The sequence below is a fragment of the Candidatus Baltobacteraceae bacterium genome, assembly GCA_036488875.1.
Classification (GTDB): Bacteria; Vulcanimicrobiota; Vulcanimicrobiia; order Vulcanimicrobiales; family Vulcanimicrobiaceae; genus JAFAHZ01.
Genome location: DASXGW010000001.1, coordinates 535,363 through 555,311 on the forward strand (window position 1 = coordinate 535,363; position 19,949 = coordinate 555,311).

Annotated in this window: 22 protein-coding genes; 18 read left to right on the forward strand and 4 right to left on the reverse strand. The window is 62.9% G+C overall.

Annotated features, from left to right (window positions below; genetic code table 11):
- The first annotated feature begins 1 nt into the window (after position 1).
- Positions 2-523 (forward strand): RNA polymerase sigma factor, encoded by a 522-nt coding sequence (locus VGG89_02410; GenBank protein HEY1975381.1) that lies wholly within the window; start codon positions 2-4, stop codon positions 521-523.
- Positions 520-1,518: a TonB family protein gene (locus VGG89_02415; GenBank protein HEY1975382.1), complete on the forward strand. Its 999-nt coding sequence runs from the start codon at positions 520-522 to the stop codon at positions 1,516-1,518. Before VGG89_02410 ends, VGG89_02415 begins: the two co-directional genes overlap by 4 nt.
- A gap of 88 nt (positions 1,519-1,606) precedes the next feature.
- On the opposite strand, the gene VGG89_02420 is transcribed toward VGG89_02415, so the two are convergent.
- Positions 1,607-2,104 (reverse strand): hypothetical protein, encoded by a 498-nt coding sequence (locus tag VGG89_02420; protein HEY1975383.1) that lies wholly within the window; start codon positions 2,102-2,104, stop codon positions 1,607-1,609.
- Positions 2,105-2,160: 56 nt separating this feature from the next.
- Between VGG89_02420 and VGG89_02425 the strand changes: the two genes are divergently transcribed.
- Positions 2,161-3,585, forward strand: coding sequence for an FAD-binding domain-containing protein (locus tag VGG89_02425; GenBank protein ID HEY1975384.1), 1,425 nt, complete (start codon positions 2,161-2,163; stop codon positions 3,583-3,585).
- Here the strand turns inward: VGG89_02425 and VGG89_02430 are convergent.
- The gene (locus VGG89_02430; GenBank protein ID HEY1975385.1) at positions 3,561-4,151 is read right to left on the reverse strand and encodes a DUF4870 domain-containing protein; all 591 of its coding nucleotides are present in this window, start codon (positions 4,149-4,151) and stop codon (positions 3,561-3,563) included. The two genes, VGG89_02425 and VGG89_02430, sit on opposite strands and share 25 nt — an antisense overlap.
- Before the next feature lie 96 nt (positions 4,152-4,247).
- On the opposite strand from VGG89_02430, the gene VGG89_02435 reads away from it, so the two are divergent.
- The 4 genes from VGG89_02435 to VGG89_02450 are packed head-to-tail and all read left to right on the forward strand — an operon-like array spanning position 4,248 to position 7,323.
- On the forward strand, positions 4,248-6,008 hold the full coding sequence (locus VGG89_02435; protein ID HEY1975386.1) for an ABC transporter ATP-binding protein: 1,761 nt from the start codon (positions 4,248-4,250) through the stop codon (positions 6,006-6,008).
- Between the two features lie 32 nt (positions 6,009-6,040).
- On the forward strand, positions 6,041-6,478 hold the full coding sequence (gene flgB / locus VGG89_02440) for a flagellar basal body rod protein FlgB (protein HEY1975387.1): 438 nt from the start codon (positions 6,041-6,043) through the stop codon (positions 6,476-6,478).
- The gene (gene flgC, locus VGG89_02445) at positions 6,442-6,963 is read left to right on the forward strand and encodes a flagellar basal body rod protein FlgC (protein HEY1975388.1); all 522 of its coding nucleotides are present in this window, start codon (positions 6,442-6,444) and stop codon (positions 6,961-6,963) included. The genes flgB and flgC overlap by 37 nt, the downstream gene beginning before the upstream one ends.
- A gap of 18 nt (positions 6,964-6,981) precedes the next feature.
- On the forward strand, positions 6,982-7,323 hold the full coding sequence (locus VGG89_02450; protein HEY1975389.1) for a flagellar hook-basal body complex protein FliE: 342 nt from the start codon (positions 6,982-6,984) through the stop codon (positions 7,321-7,323).
- Between the two features lie 79 nt (positions 7,324-7,402).
- Here VGG89_02450 and VGG89_02455 read toward each other — a convergent pair whose 3' ends face one another.
- On the reverse strand, positions 7,403-8,413 hold the full coding sequence (locus tag VGG89_02455) for a hypothetical protein (protein HEY1975390.1): 1,011 nt from the start codon (positions 8,411-8,413) through the stop codon (positions 7,403-7,405).
- Positions 8,410-10,182, reverse strand: a complete 1,773-nt coding sequence (locus VGG89_02460) for a sulfotransferase (protein ID HEY1975391.1) — start codon at positions 10,180-10,182, stop codon at positions 8,410-8,412. The genes VGG89_02455 and VGG89_02460 overlap by 4 nt, the downstream gene beginning before the upstream one ends.
- A gap of 149 nt (positions 10,183-10,331) precedes the next feature.
- Here VGG89_02460 and VGG89_02465 point away from each other — a divergent pair, with 149 nt between their 5' ends.
- The 11 genes from VGG89_02465 to VGG89_02515 all read left to right on the forward strand — a co-directional run.
- Positions 10,332-11,162, forward strand: a complete 831-nt coding sequence (locus VGG89_02465) for a flagellar hook-basal body protein (GenBank protein HEY1975392.1) — start codon at positions 10,332-10,334, stop codon at positions 11,160-11,162.
- A gap of 18 nt (positions 11,163-11,180) precedes the next feature.
- Positions 11,181-11,972 carry a flagellar basal-body rod protein FlgG gene (gene flgG / locus VGG89_02470; protein ID HEY1975393.1) on the forward strand — a complete coding sequence of 264 codons (792 nt, stop codon included), beginning with the start codon at positions 11,181-11,183 and terminating at the stop codon, positions 11,970-11,972.
- Positions 11,973-11,983: 11 nt separating this feature from the next.
- Complete coding sequence (gene flgA / locus VGG89_02475) at positions 11,984-12,697, forward strand: flagellar basal body P-ring formation chaperone FlgA (protein ID HEY1975394.1); 714 nt, start codon at positions 11,984-11,986, stop codon at positions 12,695-12,697.
- Positions 12,697-13,266: a flagellar basal body L-ring protein FlgH gene (locus tag VGG89_02480; GenBank protein ID HEY1975395.1), complete on the forward strand. Its 570-nt coding sequence runs from the start codon at positions 12,697-12,699 to the stop codon at positions 13,264-13,266. Before flgA ends, VGG89_02480 begins: the two co-directional genes overlap by 1 nt.
- A 188-nt stretch (positions 13,267-13,454) precedes the next feature.
- Positions 13,455-14,540 carry a flagellar basal body P-ring protein FlgI gene (locus VGG89_02485; GenBank protein ID HEY1975396.1) on the forward strand — a complete coding sequence of 362 codons (1,086 nt, stop codon included), beginning with the start codon at positions 13,455-13,457 and terminating at the stop codon, positions 14,538-14,540.
- Positions 14,537-14,911: a rod-binding protein gene (locus VGG89_02490; GenBank protein HEY1975397.1), complete on the forward strand. Its 375-nt coding sequence runs from the start codon at positions 14,537-14,539 to the stop codon at positions 14,909-14,911. The genes VGG89_02485 and VGG89_02490 overlap by 4 nt, the downstream gene beginning before the upstream one ends.
- A gap of 73 nt (positions 14,912-14,984) precedes the next feature.
- Entirely contained in the window at positions 14,985-15,464 is a 480-nt protein-coding gene (locus tag VGG89_02495) for a hypothetical protein (protein ID HEY1975398.1), read from the forward strand.
- Entirely contained in the window at positions 15,464-17,620 is a 2,157-nt protein-coding gene (flgK, locus tag VGG89_02500; protein ID HEY1975399.1) for a flagellar hook-associated protein FlgK, read from the forward strand. The genes VGG89_02495 and flgK overlap by 1 nt, the downstream gene beginning before the upstream one ends.
- Before the next feature lie 20 nt (positions 17,621-17,640).
- Entirely contained in the window at positions 17,641-18,954 is a 1,314-nt protein-coding gene (flgL, locus tag VGG89_02505) for a flagellar hook-associated protein FlgL (protein ID HEY1975400.1), read from the forward strand.
- An 89-nt stretch (positions 18,955-19,043) separates the two neighbouring features.
- A complete protein-coding gene (gene fliW, locus VGG89_02510; protein ID HEY1975401.1) occupies positions 19,044-19,499 on the forward strand; it encodes a flagellar assembly protein FliW in 456 nt (151 codons plus the stop codon).
- Between the two features lie 30 nt (positions 19,500-19,529).
- Positions 19,530-19,949, forward strand: a 420-nt coding sequence (locus tag VGG89_02515; protein HEY1975402.1) for a flagellin, incomplete at its 3' end; no start/stop codon positions are given.

Sequence of the window (19,949 nt, forward strand, 5' to 3'; positions counted from 1 at the left end):
AGTGGACGAGGTCTACGTCCGGACCGACGAGGCGGCGATCGCGGAAGCGCGGATCGATGCCATGGTGCGCGAGTATCAAACGAAGCTCGCACGCTACGTACGCCGGATGGTAGGCGATGCCGAAGCTGCGCTCGACCTGACGCAAGACGTGTTCTTGGCGGCGTATCGCATGCTCAAAGGCGATCCGCAGCGCGAGTTGACGGCCGGGTGGCTGTATCGTGCGGCGACGAACGCGGCGATCTCGTTCATGCGGCGTAAGAAGATCCTCCGGATGCTCCCGCTCGATCGCGACGTCGATCGCGGCGAGTGGCGCATCGACGAGCGCAGTGCCGCATCGGTGGATCTGCAAGCCGCGTTGCAGCGGCTGCCGGCAGAACAATCGGCGGCGGTGCTATTGACGAGTTACGCAGGATACTCGTCGCAAGAAGCGGCGGCGATGCTGGGAACGACGGCCGATGCCGTGCGCCAGCGAGTGTGCCGCGCGATGAGGGTTCTACGAGCAACGATGACGGAGGAAACATGATCGGGGAATGCGCGCGAGCCGAGGTGCTTGCCGGCGCGGTAGCGCTGGGCGAAGCTTCGGACGCCGAACGCGAGCAATACCGGCGGCATATTGCAGCCTGCCGGCGTTGCGTCAACGCGTTCGGTGGAGAGCGCGAAATCGAGCGCACGGCGAGTGTCGTCGAGCGCGCGAGAGAGAGCGAAACGTGGCAGCCCGATCTTCGGGGCTGGATGACGGCGCGTCAGAAACGCCGCGCGATGACGTGGCGCTTCGGTCTGTCCGGCATCGCCGCGGCGATCGTCGTTTCGTTAGGTCTTCACGCGCTGATCGCGGCCAATATCTCCGTTCCGGCGCCGTCGTCGGATGCGCAGCCCACGACCGTCGCGTTCGGCGGCATGCAAGTGACGCTCGAACGCCGCCCACGGGCGACGCATCACGCAGCGCCGTCCGGGAGCGTATCGGCAGCCGCCCCGCGGCTCGAGGTGGTGCACAACGTCGTCACGCTGCACCGTCCCGCCGCGCCCGTCGTCGCACAGGCCGCACCGCGTATCGCCGCCACTCCGAAGCCGGTCACGGGCAAGACGAAGCCGCAAGTAGTACGCCTGGTGGCAATGGTGCCGACACTGCGCGACGAGCGCTCGATTTCGGCGTTGAAAACCGCTGCGACGGCGCCGCCGCCGGTGGCGCGCGCCGAGTCGATGGCCATCGTTCCAAACGTCTCGGTGATTCGCGACGCGATGCCGGTCGGCGGTGAAAACGCGATCGTTCCGCATCCGTCGCTCATCGCGTACAACGAGGGTGCCGAAGGCACGACGGCCTTCGAAGTGCTCATCGACGAAAAGGGCGCGCCGATGAAGTGCACGATCACCAAACCGTCGGGGTTCCTCGTGCTCGACGACGCCGTCTGCAAGGCGGCCATGCGCGTGCGCTACTCGCCCAAGACGATCAACGGTCGCGCCGTTTCGGGTGTCTACCGCGACGCGTTTACCTTCCGCTCCTCCGACGATCAACAGTAGACGCCTTCGCTTAGTCCTCTCCTAGCCACTCAACCGAGAAGAGTTTCGCATCATCGCTCCGGCAGTGATGCGATTCTTTTTCCGCAGCTTATTCGATGGACTTGCGAAAAAACGCCAGCATCTTCGTCGGTTCCGCCATGATGCGAAACTCTTCGAAGCCCCAACTGCGCGCTTGCTGAATTGCGCGCGGGTTGTTCATCGGAAGGCAGAACGTCAAGGTCTTGATGTTACGCTTCATGGCGAGGCGCTGCACCTCGGTCACCAACTCGGTACCGACTTCGGCATTTCCCGTACCGTCGTGACGCAGTCGTAAGCCTTCCATCATCGCCACGTCCATGCCGTTAGCGGCCTCGGGATCTTCGTAGCCGACCGGAAGCTTCATCACCAGCTGTACCATGCCAAGCAGTCCGCTGTGGTCTTCAGCTATGAGAATATAACGGCGACCGGCGCGCTGCTCGGTCAGCCATTTGACGATGCGCTGATTCCACGTTTCTTTCGCCGGCGGTGCCCCGGTGACGACGCCGTCTTTTACCAGGCGTTCGAGATCGGTGGCTTGCGCGAAGCGAATGAAGACCTTATTGGCCACGAGCGCAACATTCCGCCGCCGGGGAGAAGGCTACCTTCAGACGAAATCCGGCGGCCATGGCTGACGGGCCGTTTATTTATCGCTTTACGCGAGATTTGCGTTTGGAAGACCACGCCGGACTCGCCGCTGCCGGAGCGCGCGGCGCGGTGCTGCCGCTGCTCGTCATCGATCGCGCGCTCGAAGCTCGGCTCGCGCACTCGCCGCGCAGGGCGTCGTTCTTTTGCGCGGCAGTGCGCGCGCTCGATGCCGAGCTGGCCGAGCGTGGCAGCCGTCTCATCGTTCGCCGCGGGCCCGCGGGGAAGACGATCAAGAACGTCGCGCACGCTATCGGTGCGGCCGGCGTTGCGTGGAGCGCCGCTTACGACGGCGTCGCGATGCATAGCGATCAGCGGCTGCAATCGGAACTCGAAGAAGCGGGTCTCTCGGCAACGCTCGTGCACGACGCACCGGCGATCGGACCGGAGGAGACCGCCGCGGCGCGTTCGATTGCGGGGTTGGGATATCGCGCGTTCGCACCCTATTACGACGTTTGGCGCGAGCTGCCGGTCGTTTCACACGAGCATCCGCTGCTGGTTCGTTTTGCCGAAAGCGATCTTCACAGCGAGCCGCTGCCGTTGGCTGCCGAATACGGTGGAAGCGATCGGGAAACCGGCGCCGGTGCCGCCGCCGCGCGGCGCATTTTCGGCCAGTTTCTCAACGAGTCGGCAATCCAATATCTGGTCGCCGCGCGCGTCCCGTCGGACGAACGCACGTCGCATCTCTCGCCGCACTTGTCGTTTGGAACGATCTCGGCTCGCGCCGTCGTAAAGGCCACGCGCGACCGGTTGAACGACCCGTTTCTGCTCAGCGAAGAACGGCTCTCGCTGCGCGCTTTTTTACGGTCGATCGCACATCGAGATTTTTTCTTGCAGCTTTCGTGGTTTCACCCCGATACGCACGAGCAACCGCTGCAGGAGAAGATGCGCGGATTTTCATTTGCGCGGTCGCATCCGGCACTCGACTCTTGGCGCGGTGGTAAGACCGGATTTCCGTTGGTCGACGCCGCGATCCGCCAACTGCACGAGTCGGGATGGATCCACCCGCACGCACGCGCCGTGGCCGCGTCGTTTCTCTGTTTCGATCTCGGCGTCGACTGGCGCGTTGGACGCGACGAATGGGACCGGTGGCTAGTTGAAGACGATCCGGCGATCGCGACCGGAAACTGGCAATGGATCGCGGGTGTGGGAGCGGATATGGCGCAGTATCCGCGCATTTACAACCCCGAACGGCAACGCCGCCGGTACGATCCCGACGGCGCGTACGTGCGGCGCTGGGTTGCGGAGCTCGAGCATCGACCGATGGCGGTGTGGCCGACCGACGGTGCGTCCGCGCAACTTCCCCTCGAGCTCTTTCCCGCCGATTCGTACCCCGCGCCGATCGTGGATCACGAGGCAGCGGCGCGTGAGTTTCTCGCGCGTTATCGCGCGTTCGTTTCGGGTTGACCGGTTTGATCGAGCGGCAAGCGCTCTTCGATCCAGTCGCCGACGATCGGGACGCGTACGTCGTCACCGTTCCAGGTCTTGATGCCGTAGTAGACGCTGGCGACCAAGAACAACGGCACGAGGAACGGTAAGAGCACCGACGGCGCGAGTCCGATCCAGGGCAGATTGGCGACGACCGACATGATCCCGCCGATACCGAGGATTGCGACGTTGAAACCCAGCGCTTGAAGGGCTTGCCGGCGCAGATACCGCGATTGCTTGCGATCGAGCAGCGAGAGCAGCGCCAGCGGCCACAGCGGATATCCCAGCGAAACGAGCGCGCGGGACTCAACGGAGTCCGGGAGCGTTGCGACCTCGGCTTTTCGAATAACGGTCGCGGGCTGCGGGTGCGGCGGCGGCACTTGTCCGCCGATGTGCGTGCGCGTTGCGGTGGCCGCTTCGACTTTGGCCGCTAGACGGCACCCGGGACAACTGCCGCGTTCGTCGCGACAGGTCGCGCAGATCGGCTTACGGCAATCGACGCACGCTGCGACCGACGGGACGTTAGAGTGAAAATAGCAATCCATGGTGGTGAGCTGGCCCCCTTTGGCGGTAACACTACGAGCTACCGGCGCGGGCCGCGGGAGGTTTCACGCCCACCCGGCCGCAAAACGGTGCCGCCGATGACCCGACGCTCGATCCTCAACCGGTTGGCGATCGAAGCCCGCCCCTACTACCCCCGCATTATCGTAGCGACGCTCTTGGGCGCGCTGGCGGGCGTGTTGACGCTCGTTCCCCCGGCGGCCTTCCGAACGATCATCAATCACGTTCTGGCGCCGGCGGGCGGCACCCAACCCGACTTGCACGCCCTGGCGGTGGCGCTCGTCGCGACGTTCGTCGCTCTCGTGCTCGCCAACGTCGCTACCTACTCGCAAACCTATTTGACCGCCTGGAGCGGTCAGCATTTGGTCGCGCGCCTGCGCGTGCGGCTGTTCGAACGGCTGTTGAATCTGCCGCTCTCGGAGTTTGACAAGTGGCGCCCGGGCGAGCTGCTGGCGCGCTTCTCGGCAGACTTGACGATGATGACCGACGCGGTGAGCGTTTCGCTGCCGCAGCTCGTCGTCGCGCTGGTCACGTTCGTTTCGTCGTTTGTGACGATGATGTACCTGGATTGGCGTTTGACGCTCTCGCTGGTGGGCGTAGCGCTCGTCGTTCCCTTCGTCGTGTCGAAGTTCCAACGTCTGATCACGACGTCGACTCAGCGCGCGCAAGCGCGCATTGCCGACCTTTCCGCCAACCTCACCGAAGTGCTGTCGGGTCAGCGCGTCGTCAAGGCTTTTGGACGCGAAGAGTTCGAGGTCGCACGGTTCACGACACGCAACGACGACTTTTTCGGCGCCTACATGAAGCTCACGCAGTTCATTCAAACGCAGCCGCTGGTCGTTTCGACGATCATGGTAGTCGCCGTCGTACTGGTCATGGCGCTTTCGATCCGCGAGGTCGTGGTCGTACATCGTCTCGATACCGGTACGGTCTTCATGTACTGGGCGCTGCTCGTCAACCTGATGAACCCGATGAATCGCGTGGCCGCCTTCTTCGGCGACATCAATAAGGCGATCGTCGGCGCGGGCCGCGTCTTCGAAGTCCTCGATCTGCCGGTGGAAACCCGCGACGCCGCGGCGGCGCGGCCGCTGCCGGCCATTGCGGGACGGATCGAGTTCGCCGACGTTTCCTTTACGTATAGCGCGGGGGAGGCGCCGGCGCTGCGGCACGTCAACGCGACGATCGAGGCCGGGGAGATCGTCGCGCTGGTCGGACCCTCGGGTGCCGGCAAGACCACCTTGGTCAACCTCGTTCCGCGTTTTTACGAACCGCAAGACGGCAGAGTGCTCGTCGACGGGATCGATCTGGCGACGGTCGAGCTCGCCGATCTCCGGCGCGCGATCGCGATCGTGCCGCAGGAGGTGCAGCTCTTCCGCGGCTCGGTACTCGAGAACATCCGCTACGGCCGGCTCGAGGCCAGCGACGACGAGGTCGTGGCCGCCGCGCGTGACGCTAACGTCGAGGACTTCGTTCGCGGCTTCCCCGACGGATACAAGACCGGCGTCGGCGAGCGCGGCGTCCGCCTCTCGGGAGGCGAGCGCCAGCGCATCGCGATCGCGCGAGCCATCCTGCGCGATCCCCGAATCTTGATCCTGGACGAGGCCACCAGCGCCCTCGACAGCCACTCCGAAGCCATGATCGAACAGGCCCTCGACCGGCTCTTGCCCGGGCGCACCACCCTCATCATCGCCCATCGCCTCACGACCATCCGCCGCGCGCATAAGGTGCTCTATATCGAGGGGGGAAGGGTGGCCGAAATCGGCACCCATGAGGAGCTGCTGGCACGAAAAGGCGCCTATGCCCGCCTCCACGCCGCCCAGTTCGCGAGTCGCGGCACTTAAAAACCAGGCGGGCGAGGCCGATAGCTGATGTGATGAGTGATGTCGGCGGCATCTCGTTCGGCCCGACTGTCGATCTGTTGAACAACGCGGTCGACGGCGCGGGAAAAGAACAGCAACAAATCTCCAACAACCTGGCGAACGTCAACACGCCGAACTTCCGCCGTTCGACCGTGTCGTTCAAGGATGCCCTGGCTGCGACCCTCGGCGCGCCGGCCAGTCCCGACGAGCTCGCTCTAGCGACCGACGACGATCGCCAGTTCGACGTCAACGGCGCGTTGCCGCCGATTCCGTACGGTCCGAAGGCGCAAGTCGACGAGACGACCCAGATGCGCGTCGATCACAGCAACGTCGATCTCGATCAAGAGATGGCCAAGCTCCAGCAGAACTCCGGCTATCAAGAAACGATGACGGCGCTGCTCAAGAATCAGTACGCGTGGCTGCGCGAATCGATCGAGGAGCAAACGCACTAATGCCGGGCTTCTATAATACGATCGAGATCAGCGCTTCCGCGCTGTCGGCCGAACGTCTGGCGATGGACGTGATTGCCAACAATATCGCCAACGCCAACACGACGCGCACGCCGCAAGGCGGGGCCTTCAAACGGCAGCTCATCGTCTTCTCGCAGACGCCCGAAGGGCCCGCGCAAGCCGGCAACGGTTTCCCGCAGTTCGGCACGAACGGCAGTTCGTTTTCGTCGGACGTCAACACGACCGAACCGAACGTCGAGGGCGTTGAGGCGCTGGGAATCACTAACGACAACAGTCCCGATCGCATGGTGTTCGATCCCGGAAATCCCGAGGCCGACGCGCGCGGTTACGTGCATTATCCCAACGTGCAGGTCGTCAAGGAAATGGTCGACATGATGGCGGCGTCGCGAGCGTACGAGGCGAACGTCGCAGCCATTCAAGCGACCAAGTCGATGGATTCGGCGTCGCTCGGACTGCTACAGAGTTAAACCACAGAAAGAGAATTGATGGATATCGACCCCTACGCCAGCGCGATCTCGAAAGTGACCCCCGGAACGTTCGTTCCGGACGTGGCGCCCGGCGGTCCGGCCGCAAAGCTCCTTCCCGACGATCAAGCCGGCGCGGGCGCCGTTTCGTTCAAAGATACGGTGAAGTCGCTGCTCGATGACGTTAACGACAAGATGGTCAACGCGAGCCAGATGTCGCAAGACCTTGCGACCGGCAAGAGCAACGATTTCGACGGCACGATCAAGTCGGTGGAAGAGGCCTCGCTGGCGTTTCAGTTTACGATGGCGATCCGTAACAAGCTGATGGACGCCTACAGCGAAGTCCAACAGATGCAATTTTGATCGATTTCCGCTCTCGACAGCCGGGTGGCGGAATGTGAAAGGCGGACGGTTTCGACCGTCCCCTTTTTTATTGCGCCGTCTACAGCGGCCGGGCGCCGGCGTGCGCGGCGAGAGCATCGAGTTGGTTGATCGCGGCCTCTTCGAGCGCGCGCACGAGCGGCGCTTCGCGCCTTCGAAGAAGACGTAACGCCTCGACGAATTTGTCGTGATTGAAGCGAACGACGCTCTCGAACACGTCGTCTGCCTGCTGCTGCGTGAGGTGATCGCGCATCAGATAGCGGAAGATGCCACGCGGCAAGTCGGGTTGGCGCGCGTTGCCGAGCATCATAAAGGAGAGCTCCACGGTATTGCCGTCGACGCGCTTTTGCGGATAATAAATGTCGTCGCGGACCCGGCCCGAACCCAGCAATCGCAGTATAGAGAGTCGAGTTTCGAAGACTTCAACCGCTAGCGCCATGCTGTATGCGAACGGCGATGGATCGACAAAGTCGTACGTAAGCAGGTTGCCCCAGCAATCCGCGACGTTGTAACGCACGAGGACTTCGCCGGCGAACGTCCCGGTTACGCCGACGCCAGCTGTTCGGTTGAAAGGCAATGCGCTGCTCGAATGGTTTACCAGATCTACCACAGGCATGAGGTGCGTTTTGCCGTTGTACCTGATGTCGCGGCTCCTGACGAAGCGGTGAAGAGAATTATTCGTCGATGGTTCGGCGAACCGAGCTTGGGGATCGGAAATGGCGCCCATCTGCGTGATGAACGCGACCACGTCATCGGGTAGGTCGTGCCACTTGGACTGCGAGACCCAAAGCTCTTCGGACAAGCCCGCACTCCAGCCGAAGTACTCCTGAAGCGTTCCGAAGAGTTGGCGCTCTGCCAGGCCAACCGTCGATCCGGCACGGATGGTCAGCTTGCCGTCGCATACCTCGAGGTCCTCGGGCAAAAGAAGAAGCTTCTCGGGCGCGTGCAAGCGCACCGGAAGTTTCGGATCGATCGGAAAGATGCCATATCCGTACGGGCCGAGGCCGCGGCGTACGTTCTCGGCAACTCCACCCAGCGTTCGGAACTCGTCGAGGATATCTTCGAACGTCATTCCTCGACGCCGAGCGCGTCGAGCAGCGGTTTGAGCCGGTGTGCGTAACGGCGCCACTTTCCGACCGAGCCGCGATAAATCGGCTTGCGAACCTGGACGACGCTGGCCGTTTGGACGGGCCGCTGCGTTTCGTGAAAGCGCAGACACGCGTCGTTCCAGTCCAGGCAGCAGAAGTCGACGATGCGACGCGCCGCGGCCTCGATATCCGCGACGACGTCTTCGTACCGCACGTCGAGAATGGTTCCCGGCGGTAAGACGCGCTCCCAGTGATCGAGGAGCGCTTCGTACGCGCGGTAATACCGGCCGAGCTCGCCGAGGTCGTACGTAAACGACTGTCCCTCGGCAAAAAGAATTTGAAAGCAAGAAAGGCAGGTGTCGACGGGATCTCGCCGGGCGCGAATGATGCGCGCGCGCGGCAGCGCGAGATGCATGAGGCCGACGTAGGTGGCGTTCGCCGGCATCTTGTCGGTGACGCGAACGGCTTGCGGCGCCATCCGTGCCACGGCAGTCACGTAGCGAGCACCGATGTCGCGGATTTGCTCTCGGGTGGCTGATGCCATCGCCGCGACATCGATAGCCCGCTCCGAGTCACCGGCGAGCGCGACGCGCGCGATGTCCTGAAAGTGGGGGAGTTCGCCCGCGGCGTACACGCTCGGATGACTGGCGAGAATCTGCTCGATCAGCGTGGTTCCCGAGCGCGGCATCCCCACGATAAACACGGGCAGGTCCGACGGATCGCCCCAGCCGGAGCGCTCGCGCATAAACTCCGGGCCGACAAACGCCGACGTGCGTGCGAGCGAGGAGAGCTCCTCACCGGCATCGTAGTCCACGACCGAACGTTTGAGGGCGTTTCCGCGCGCGAGGTAGTCGAAAGCGCGTTCCGGCTCGCCGGCTGTGTCGAGCGCCTTCCCGAGTGCGAAATAGGCGCCGATCCGCTCGTTCTTCGACAGTGAGGGATCGCGGGCTAAGCGTTCCATCGTCTCCAGACGCGGATCCCCTAGTGTGAATCGCGTTACGACGGCTAGCCGCCCGTAGTGATTCACGTTCTCGGGAGCGAGCTCGATCGCGCGCTCGAAGCGCTCTTTGGCTTGGGCGATATCGCCCAGCTCGAGTTCGACGTTGCCGAGGTTGGCGTGTGCCTCCGCGAAATCGGGATCGAGCTGGAGCGCCGTGCGGCAGTGGGCTAAGGCTTCGTCATAGCGTTCCAGCCTGCGCAGAACGCCGCCCAGCGTCGAGTGGGTTCGCGCGTCGTGCGGATCGAGCTCGAGCAGCCGGTGAAGCGGGTCGAGCGCGTCCTTCGGTCGATCCGCGGCGGCCAGGATCCCGGCAAGGCCGCGAAGAGCCTCCGGCGATTCCGGTGCGAGTGCGACGGCGTTGCGGTAACATGCCTCAGCCTCACGGAGGCGCTCGAGCGCGTGCAACGCCGCGCCGAGCCCGATGAGGGTCGCTACGTGCGCCGGGGCGCGTTTGCGCGTGGCGTTAAGCTGCGCCATGGCCTGGTTCGGCCGGCCAAGTGCGAGCAGAAGAGCACCGACGTGATAGTGCGCCTCGATGGAGTCTGGGCGGAGCGCCGCCGCTTCGCACATGAGCGCGTAGGCGTCGTCGTAGCGTTTTTGGGCGGCGCGCATCTGCGCAAGGTAGTATCTTGCATCGAAGTCGCCGGGGTCAGCGAGCAGGATCCCCTCGTAGCACCGGGCCGCCTCGTCCAGCCGGCCATGGCGGTGATGGATCAGCGCTTTTTCGAGCGCCGGGGCGATCGGCGACGTCACGCTTCCGGTATTCGGCTAAACTCTCTCTTTAAATAACCGATGACCGTGATAGACGCGGCTGGACGCCTTTGCACGAGGTGGAGCCGCGGCGGAACCCGATCGATTGACGGTTTCGCAGGAAATAACCGGCTCGTGCGGAGGTTTTTGTTTTGGTACGTGGCCTGTACGCCGCGGCGAGTGGAGCACTCGTAGCCCAGAGCCAAGCCGATAACGTTGCGAACAATCTCGCCAACGTTAACTCGAGCGGCTTCAAGCAGACGCTGCTGCAAATTGAGTCGGCTCCAACGCTCGATATCTACCGAATTCAAACCGATCCCGGACATGCCGCCGGGCGCGCGCTTCCGGGCGTTCCCGTTGCGGTTCCCGTCGGCGCACTCGGAACCGGATCGCAGGTCTACGACACGCCCGAAGACTTCGCGCAAGGGCCGCTGCAGCAAACCGGCAACCCTCTCGACATCGCGCTGACCGGCACGAATCAGTTCTTCACGATCGGCACGCCCAACGGCGTTCGGTATACGCGCGACGGTCAGTTCGCGCTCGATGCGAACGGCACGCTGCGCACGATGGACGGCAATCCCGTGCTCAACACGCAAGGGCAAGCGATCAACTTCAACACGCAGCAGGGTCCAGTGACGTTCAATCCCGACGGTACCATCACGCAAGCGCCCCAAGCCGGACAGACCGCCGCGGCATCGACGCAGGTCGGTACGCTGCAGGTTGCGTCGTTCGGCAATCTGCTCGCGCTGCGCAAAGAGGGCGACAACAACTTCGTCGATACCGGCAACGCGAACGCGGCCGCGGCGCAAAACGTCGGAGTGCAGCAAGGTTTTCTCGAGCGGAGCAACGGCAACGTCGTTCGCTCTATGGTTGATTTGATCACGGCCGAGCGTTGGTTCGATGCCAACGAGCGGGTGATCAAAGCCGAAGACGACGCCACGAGTCAAGATATCACCTACCTCGCCAAACCAGCGAACGGATAGCGGGAGCAAGATAACGCCATGATGCGAGCACTCTACTCGGCAGCCAGCGGGATGATCGCCCAGCAATACAACATGGACACGATCTCCAACAACCTGGCCAACGTCAACACGACCGGTTTCAAGGGAAACTTGGCACACTTTCAGGATCTGATCTATCAGACGATCCAATCGCCGGGCTCACCGGTCGGTGCGGCGATCGTTCCCGTGGGTCAAGACGTGGGTCTCGGCGTCAAAGTTGGATCCTCGGAAAAGATCTTTACCCAAGGCTCGCTCGTGCAGACCGACGGGCCGCTGGACATGGCCATCAACGGCGACGGCTTTTTCCAGATCACGCTGCCGGACGGCACGACGGCGTACACGCGCGACGGCCACTTCACTCAAGACGCCAACGGAGCGGTCGTGACGTCGGACGGGTATTTTATCCAGCCGCAGATCACGATTCCGCAGAACGCGACGTCGATTCAGGTCGGCTCGGACGGAACCGTGACGGCGCAAGTGCCCGGCAGCACGACGCCGCAAAATCTCGGGCAACTCACGCTGGCGCGGTTCGTCAATAACGCCGGCCTTGCGCCGCAAGGCAGCAACTACTTCCTGCAAACCGCGGCGAGTGGACCGCCGATCGTCACGCAGCCGGGTCTCAACGGAGCCGGCCAGCTGCAAAACAAGTGGCTGGAGAACTCCAACGTGCAAGTCGTCAACGAGATCGTCAACATGATCGTCGCGCAGCGCGCGTACGAGGCGAACTCCAAAGCGATCGGCGCGTCGGATCAGATGCTGCAGACCGCCATCCAGATACCGCCGTTCCAATAGGTCGATAAACGATGCGTACGCTCTCGCTGCTTCTCGCGATCCTGGTCTCGGCCGCAATCTGCGCGCCGCAGCCGGCTCGCGCCCAAGCGGAGACGCAGCGTATCAGCGGCACCGCGTTCGTCGCGCTGGCAAAGCACGCGATCGGTACGATCGCGGTGTCGGGCGACAGCGCGCTGGTGCAAGCCGCCCCCGTTCGGGATCAAATCGTACCGTCGGGCGCCGTATCGCTGGTCGTCGAATCGCCGCTGGCGACGCCGACGTACGTCAACGTACCGATCGACGTCGACGTCGACGGTTCGTTCCTGCGCACGGTCTTCGTCGGCTACCGGATGCAGCAATACGTTCGTACGGCAGTTGCCGCGCACGACCTCGTTGCCGGTACGGTGATCGCTTCCGACGACCTCACGATGGCGCGCGTTCCATGGAACGGGCGCTTGGGCAACGGCACCGACGTCCTCGTCGGACGTAAGGTCTTCGTGCCGTTCCGTAAAGGGCAGCCGGTGTACATCGAGGAGACGCAAACCAACGTCATCGTCAAGCCGGGTTCTTCGGTCGTGCTGATCGTCAACGACGGCGGCGTCTCGGTGGTCGCGCAAGGCGTCGCGCGCACGGGCGGCGGCCTGGGCGACGAGGTGTCCGTCTACAACCCTTCGACCAATCACACGCTTTCGGGAATGGTGGTCGGCCCGGATCGCGTGCAGCTCGACATCATGGGTGAACAGTGATGATAAACAAAGCTATCGCGACGTTTACGGCAGCGTTTTTCGCATGCGCGCTCGCCGCGCAGGCAGACACATTGTATCAATCCGCGCCGCCGCCGGCCGGTCCGGGACATCCGTTGCGCTTGGGCCCCGACCATCGCGCGTCGCAGATTGGCGACTTGGTCTACATCATCTTCGATTTCAACGATTCGAACTCGCACACGGCCAACTACACGAGCAGCAAGGCGGCCGGATTCTCGCTCACCGGGTTGTTCCACATTCCGGCGATCAGCGGCTCGACCAACGCCGCGTCGGCGAAGGCCGCCAGCGGCGCCGACTCGTTCGTGTCGACGATGATGGCTACGGTCACCGACGTGTTGCCGAGCGGCGTGATGAAGGTCGCGGGCGATCAGGGCGTCGTGATCAACGGTCGTAACCAGACGTTGCACATCACCGGATTCGTTCGACCCGAGGATCTCGACCAAACCGACGCCGTGCTGAGCTCGCGCGTCGCCAACGTACAAGCCAACTTCAACGGCGACAATCCCAAAGGCAAGGGCCTTCTCCAACGCATCGTGGAGTTTTTATTTTAATGAAAAGGCGCTCCGGCTCCGCCTCCGCGCCCCCCACTTCGTGGGGCCCCCATCCCATGGGGCGCTTGAACATTTCGTCTGGCGAGCGTTCCCCTAGGGCGCCCCAAACGAACTCTGGAGCCACTGCAAAGATGTACAGATACCATCCACAATTTTTGACGCGCGTTGCCGCCCTTGCCGCTGGTCTCATGATGCTGGCAAGCGGATCGGTCGCATTCGCGGGGCCGGCCGACAACGTCGTACGCGTGAAGAACATCGCGCACGTCCAGGGCGTTACCGGTAACCAGCTCGTCGGCTACGGCCTCGTTACGGGCTTGCAAGGGACCGGCGACTCGACGTCGGTGATCTTCACGAGCCAGACGATTCAGAACGTTCTGCAATCGTTCGGATTGAGCGTAACGCAGACCGAAGTCCGCACGCGCGACGTTGCCGCGGTGATCGTCACGGCGACATTGCCGCCGTTCGCGCACTCCGGCGACAACGTGGACGTGGTGGTTTCGGCGATGGGCGACGCCACCAGCTTGCAGGGCGGAACGCTCGTGCTGACGGAGATGCGCGCGGCTAACAACCTCGTCTACGCGACGGCGCAAGGCCCGGTTTCGGTCGGCGGCTTCGTCGCCGGCGCCAGCGGCTCGACCATCAATCAGAACTTTACGGGCGCCGGGCGCATTCCCAACGGCGCGATCATCGCGCGCGACATGGTCACGCCGCTGCAGACCGATCCGAGCGGGTTCAACTACGTGCTCACGACGCCGGACTATAAATCGGCCGCGAACTTAGCCTCGGTGCTCAACGGGCGGTTCGGCGGCGGTACCGCGTCGGCGCTCGACGCGGAAACCGTGCACGTCAACTTGCCGCAGTACTACCACAACAACCCCGTGCAGTTTCTCGCGGACGCGTCGGACCTGTCGATGACGCAAGACGAGATGGCCAGGGTCGTGATGAACGAGCGTACCGGCACGGTGGTCTTCGGCGGCGACATCCGGTTAGCGCCTTGCGCGATCGCGCACGGCAACCTCTCGATCACGATCGCCACGACCAATCAGGTGGTTCAACCGAATCCGCTGGCGCGCGGCAACACGGCGCTCCAGCAGAACAGCGTGGTGCAGGCGCAGGAGAAGGGGCATCAGTTGACGTTCATCGCAGGCGCCGCGACGCTATCGTCGGTCGTGCGGGCGCTCAACGCGCTGGGCGTTTCGCCCCGCGACTTGATCGCCATCGTGCAGGCGCTGCGCGACTCGGGCTCGCTGCAGGCGGACCTGGAGTTGCTATGACGACCACGCCGGTGCACGTCCCGGTAGCGCTCACGACGACGCAGCGTCCTGCTGCGCCCAAGCTGACTGCGGACCAGCAGAAGGCTCTGAAAAATCTTCACGACGCCGCGACGCAGTTCGAGGGCGTCTTCCTGCAGATGGTCATGAGTGCGATGCGCGACACGGTTCCGCAGTCGTCGATCTTCGGCCAGGATTCGGCCTCGGAATCGACCTGGCAATCGATGCTCGACGATCAGTATTCGCAGCAGATGGCCAGTACCGGCGGATTTGGTCTTGCCGCACAGCTCGAGCAGCAGATGCGTCCGCTCGTTCTCGGTAACGCTAGCCACGAGGCTTCGGCTAACGTCGAAGCACGGGGGATTAACTTGTGAGCGAGCAGGATGCGAGCCATTGTCACGGACAGGATGTCCCCGCGCGTCAGCGCGGCGCCCGGAGGGCGGTGAGATGAGCGATTCGTGGGAAACGTTCGCCGGCGCGCTGCAGGAAGAATCCGCCGCGTTGGCACGCGTCCACGACGCGGCGCTGCGGCTGACCGAAGTGCTAGTGCGTAACCGTGCCGCCGAAATCATGCTCGCCGAAAAGGCGCTCGACGGGGCTCGCCGCGCGTACCAAACCATTTCCGCAAAGCGCCGCGGCATGCAGGCGCGCGGTTTCGGCAAGATGACCTTGCGGCAAGTCTGCGCGTACGCGCCGCGCCGTCTTGGCCCGACGCTCAATCAACGGCTCTACGAGCTAACGACCTATTCGATCGGTCTGCGAATTACCGCGAACAACAACAAAGCCTTGATCGCCAGCGGCATGGAGCGGCTGATGAAGGTCACGACCGCGCTTCAGCGCGCCGCCAACGAGGGACCCAAAACCTATCGCCGTCGCGGATTCATTCCTCCGCCGACCAACAGCGTGCTGTTGAGCAGTAGGGCCTGATGGCGTTTTCCGCACCGCAGGGTACGTTTTTCGGCCTCGGGCTCATGAGCACGTCGCTCGACGCGTTCCAGTACGCCGAAAACATCACGTCGGACAATATCGCCAACGTCAATACGCCGGGCGCGTCGCGGCAGTCGGTGATATTTACCGAAGCGCCGCCGATCGTCGGAACGATCGGCTCCCCGGAGCACGTGGCGGGCACGGCCGGCGACGGCGTCATCGTGCAGACGGTCCAGCGCATCCATTCCAATTCGTACGACGAGCTTTTCCGCGGCGCGTCATCCTCGCAGAACTTCTTCCAAACCGAGCAAACCACGCTCAACGCGGTGCAGTCGAGTTTTGGGGATCCCAACAGCGGCATCAACGCGCAGTACACGGCATTTCAAGCCGCCATCAACCAGCTCGTCAATCAGGGGTCGAGCGGTCAGTCTACGGCCGTCAACGCCAACGTGCTGGCGCAGGCTCAGGCGCTCGCGAACTCGCTCAACTCCGCCGCGAGCACGGTGCAGCAGCAAGAGGCGCAAGTTACGCAGCAGGCGGGGACGATCGTTACGACCGTCAACGGTATTCTCGACCAAATCGCCGCGCTCAACGGTCAGATTCGCGCATCGACGGCAGCGGGCGACAGTCCGAACACCTATGCCGACCAACGCGACAATCTGATCGACCAGCTGTCGCAGTACATCTCGACGCAGACGTCGATTCAGCCCGACGGCTCGACGCTCGTCACCGTCAACGGTCAGGCTCTGGTCAACGACACCGTCGCGTACCATCTCTCGCAGCCGGTGATCGGGACGGCCCCTAACGGCGCATCGATCTTCAAGATCGATTTCTCCTCGACGCCTCCGCCGAACGCATCGAACAACACCGGCATCCCGCTCGGCAGCGGTCAGCTTGCGGCGCTTTCCGACCTGTATAATAACAAGCTGGCCGTTTACGGCCAACAGCTGGATCAGTTCGCGTCGTCGCTCTCTAACGAAGTCAATCGCGTTACCACCTCGGGTTACACCGCCGGCGGTGCGCCCGGAGCCGCGCTGTTCCAGCCGATCGTGCAGACGCTTTCGATCACCGCGAGCAACATCAAATGCGGCATCACGGATCCCACCCAGCTTCCGACCGCCCTGGCCAATACGCAAGCCGGATCGCTGGTCGTGCCGCTCAACTCGGCAAATAACACCGTCGACACGTTCGCGCAACTCGACCAAAACGCTACGTTTGCCAATCCGCCGGGCGCAGCGGGCACGACGGGAACGCTCAGCGTCAATGTCGACGGCGTCACCGAAAACTTCGCTTACGACACCAACGCCGGCCAAAACTCCGACACGATCAACGACTTCGTTACCAACTTCAACGCCGCGCATCTCGGCGTTACCGTTTCGTTCGATCCGAGCTCGCAGAAGATCATCTTTCAGCGCGATCCGTCCAACGAGGATCTCGCGCTGCGCGGAGCGCAGCAGGCTAACCCGCAGACGCCGGACTTTACGATCACCGACGCCGCGGCAACGGGTGCCGGGGTGCTTTCGGCGCTAGGCGCCGGCGCGATCAACGGCGTCGATCAGAACTCGACGAACGCCTTCGGTCCGGCCGACGACGGCGTTGCCAACTCGCTCGTAGCGATGTTCAACAGCAACGTCGGCGTGCCCGCGCTCGAGTTTACGAGCGCCGCCGCGGCACCGGCCGGCGCCGCGTTTACGGTTCAGATTCCGCCGAACAGCTTTTACTCCAATCGCGTGTCGGTCGGACAAGAACTGACGATCGATGCGACCAAAGGCGGCGGCCCGCCGCAAGAAAACGTGACGGTGTCGTCCATCAGCTTCAACGGGGGCCTCGAGTCGATCACGTTCACGCCCGCGTTGGCTCACGCTGCGGGCTTCTCCATAACGTCCGCGCAGACACAGACGCTGGGACAGTTCTACGGGAACTTCGTCACGCAGGTGGGTCTCGACGCGCAAACGGCTACGACCGGCACCAATACGCAAACGACGCTGGCCACCAACATCGATCAGGTGCGCCAGAGCATCTCGGGCATCAATATCGATGAAGAGACCCAGAATCTGATCAAGTATCAAAGCGCGTATACGGCGGCAGCGCACGTGATCAACGTGCTCAACCAGGTCTTGCAAACCACCATCAACTCACTTGGCGTGGGGCAATGACGAGGCAAGGAGGCTAAAGCATGCGCATCTCCACCGATTCGATCTACGATCAACAAATTGCGTCGATCGACAACATCACCGCCCAAGAAGCGCTGTACGGGCAGCAGCTTTCGAGCGGCAAAGCCGTCAACGTCCCGGGCGACGATCCGACGCAGATCGCCCAAGACCTCAACGTACGGACCGATATCGGCGTGCAGACGCAGGTCGGCGAGAATCTCACGAACGTCTCGTCGCAGCTGACGACGGTCGACGGCGCGCTTTCGAGCTTGACGAGCGTCTTGCAGAGCGCGCGATCGCTGGCGATCGAAGGCGCGAGCGACACGAACACGCCGTCGCAGCTCCAGGAGATCGCGCACCAGGTGTATCAGCTGCTGCAGCAGTCGGTCGGCATTGCCAACACGCAGTACGGCGGTTCCTACGTCTTCGCGGGCACGGCGACCCCGAGCTCGGCTCCGGTGGTGCTGACGGGTAGTCCCGCGACCGCGGTGACGTTCAACGGCAACAACGTCGCGCAGACGCAAGCGCTGCCCAACGGCGAGAAGCTCAACACCTCGGTAACGCTGCAGCAGGCCTTCAATTTCAGCGCGGCCGACGGCTCGCCCAGCGTTTTCCTGGCGCTGCAGAACCTGTACGACACGCTCAACAACGCCCAAACGACCGACGAGAGCACGACGGCCGTGAACCAATCCGGCCAAGCGATCGCGGCGGGCACGACGTACGCGCAAATGCTCACGGGCGCGGTTCCGCAGATTCTTGCGACCCCGCTTACGGCCGACTCCACCGGTAACGTCTCGATCTCGATTGCGTCAGGGCAGGACACCAACGGCACCACGATCACGTTCGGCCCCGGCGACACGATGGCGAGCATCGTCGCCAAGATCAACGCCCAGACCGGCGTCACCGGCGTATCGGCGGCGTTCGACTTCCAGACGCAGCGGCTCTCGCTGACCAGCGCGAGCAATCAGTCGTTTCAAGTTACCGACGTGTCGAGCCCCGGCGCGGCCAATACGGGCAACTTCGTCGCGGCCTTCAACCTCAACAATCAGGCCGACTTCGTCAACAACCTTTCCACCCAGCTCGGCGACATCGACCACATCACGCAAGTGATGCTCAACGCCCGGGCGCAGGTGGGATCGACGATACAGCAAGCGGGTGCGCTCAACAACACCTCGGACAGTACCGTCACCAACGATACCGCGGTTCAATCCAGTATCGAAGACACGAACATACCCAAGGCAACAACTCAGTTTTCACTCGCTCAAACGGCCTTGCAAGCTGCGTACGGCACGACGTCGCAGCTGGAACAGAAAGACCTGTTCGACTACCTCCAATAATCCTTTACGCGAATCTAGTCCTTACACGAATCCACGAAAAGCAGGTGATTCAAATGGAGTCTAAGACGGAATCGGTGAAGGCGACGCTGGTGAGTCTCCCTCGATTTGGGGATCTCGCCTATCGCGAAACCGACGTTATCGAGTTTCCGTGGGGGATGCCGGGATTTGACAACCTCCACCGGTGGCTCATACTCACGCTGGATTCGCAGCCGAGCTTCGTCTGGCTCCAAAGCCTGGACGACGTGAACGTTGCGATGCCGGCGACAAACCCGCTGGCCGTATTCGAGCAGTACGACCCGCAAATTCCCGCTCACGTCTTCTCGGCGCTGCAGATCCGCAACGCCGACGAGTTTACCATTCTCTGCACCGTGACGGTAAGCCCCGGCGCACGAGAGATGACGATGAACCTCGCAGCGCCGATCGTCGTAAACTTGCACCTTCGCAAAGCGCTGCAAGTCGGCTTGGAGGGCGGCCGGTACAACTTAGCCGTGCCGATGCCGCGCAAGAGCGACGCCCTCGATACCCTTACGGCGAAAGCCTCGTAACGACCGGAACGATCAAAGGAGTGTATTGAAATGTCTCAAGGCTTGAGCATCGCCAACAATCTGTTGGCCAACAGTGTCCAGCTCAATCTGGACTACAATCAAAAGCAACTACAGAATACCGTTACCCAACTGTCGTCCGGTCTGCGTATCAACAGTGCCGCCGACGATCCCTCGGGTAATGCGATTGCAACCAATCTGCAAACGCAGGTTGACGGGTTCAACCAGGCCACCCAGAACGTGCAAAATGCCAACAACGCAGCGCAAGTCGCGCTGGGTGCGTTGACGTCGACCACGAACATTCTGCAGCGCATTCGCAGCCTCGCCGTCGAAGCGGCTTCGGACATCAACAGCAACAACGACCGTCTGAATCTGCAGACGGAAGTCACGCAGCTGCTGCTCGAAGTCAACCGCATCGCGCAGAACACGAACTTCAACGGAGCGCCGTTGCTC

Coding starts and splice junctions, on each gene's coding strand:
- flgB (HEY1975387.1), top strand. CDS start 6,041: ATGAGTGATGTCGGCGGCATCTCGTTCGGCCCGACTGTCGATCTGTTG.
- flgA (HEY1975394.1), top strand. CDS start 11,984: ATGCGTACGCTCTCGCTGCTTCTCGCGATCCTGGTCTCGGCCGCAATC.
- VGG89_02490 (HEY1975397.1), top strand. CDS start 14,537: ATGACGACCACGCCGGTGCACGTCCCGGTAGCGCTCACGACGACGCAG.
- flgL (HEY1975400.1), top strand. CDS start 17,641: ATGCGCATCTCCACCGATTCGATCTACGATCAACAAATTGCGTCGATC.
- VGG89_02415 (HEY1975382.1), top strand. CDS start 520: ATGATCGGGGAATGCGCGCGAGCCGAGGTGCTTGCCGGCGCGGTAGCG.
- flgK (HEY1975399.1), top strand. CDS start 15,464: ATGGCGTTTTCCGCACCGCAGGGTACGTTTTTCGGCCTCGGGCTCATG.
- VGG89_02480 (HEY1975395.1), top strand. CDS start 12,697: ATGATAAACAAAGCTATCGCGACGTTTACGGCAGCGTTTTTCGCATGC.
- VGG89_02425 (HEY1975384.1), top strand. CDS start 2,161: ATGGCTGACGGGCCGTTTATTTATCGCTTTACGCGAGATTTGCGTTTG.
- VGG89_02485 (HEY1975396.1), top strand. CDS start 13,455: ATGATGCTGGCAAGCGGATCGGTCGCATTCGCGGGGCCGGCCGACAAC.
- VGG89_02450 (HEY1975389.1), top strand. CDS start 6,982: ATGGATATCGACCCCTACGCCAGCGCGATCTCGAAAGTGACCCCCGGA.
- VGG89_02430 (HEY1975385.1), bottom strand. CDS start 4,151: ATGGATTGCTATTTTCACTCTAACGTCCCGTCGGTCGCAGCGTGCGTC.
- VGG89_02455 (HEY1975390.1), bottom strand. CDS start 8,413: ATGACGTTCGAAGATATCCTCGACGAGTTCCGAACGCTGGGTGGAGTT.
- flgG (HEY1975393.1), top strand. CDS start 11,181: ATGATGCGAGCACTCTACTCGGCAGCCAGCGGGATGATCGCCCAGCAA.
- VGG89_02495 (HEY1975398.1), top strand. CDS start 14,985: ATGAGCGATTCGTGGGAAACGTTCGCCGGCGCGCTGCAGGAAGAATCC.
- VGG89_02435 (HEY1975386.1), top strand. CDS start 4,248: ATGACCCGACGCTCGATCCTCAACCGGTTGGCGATCGAAGCCCGCCCC.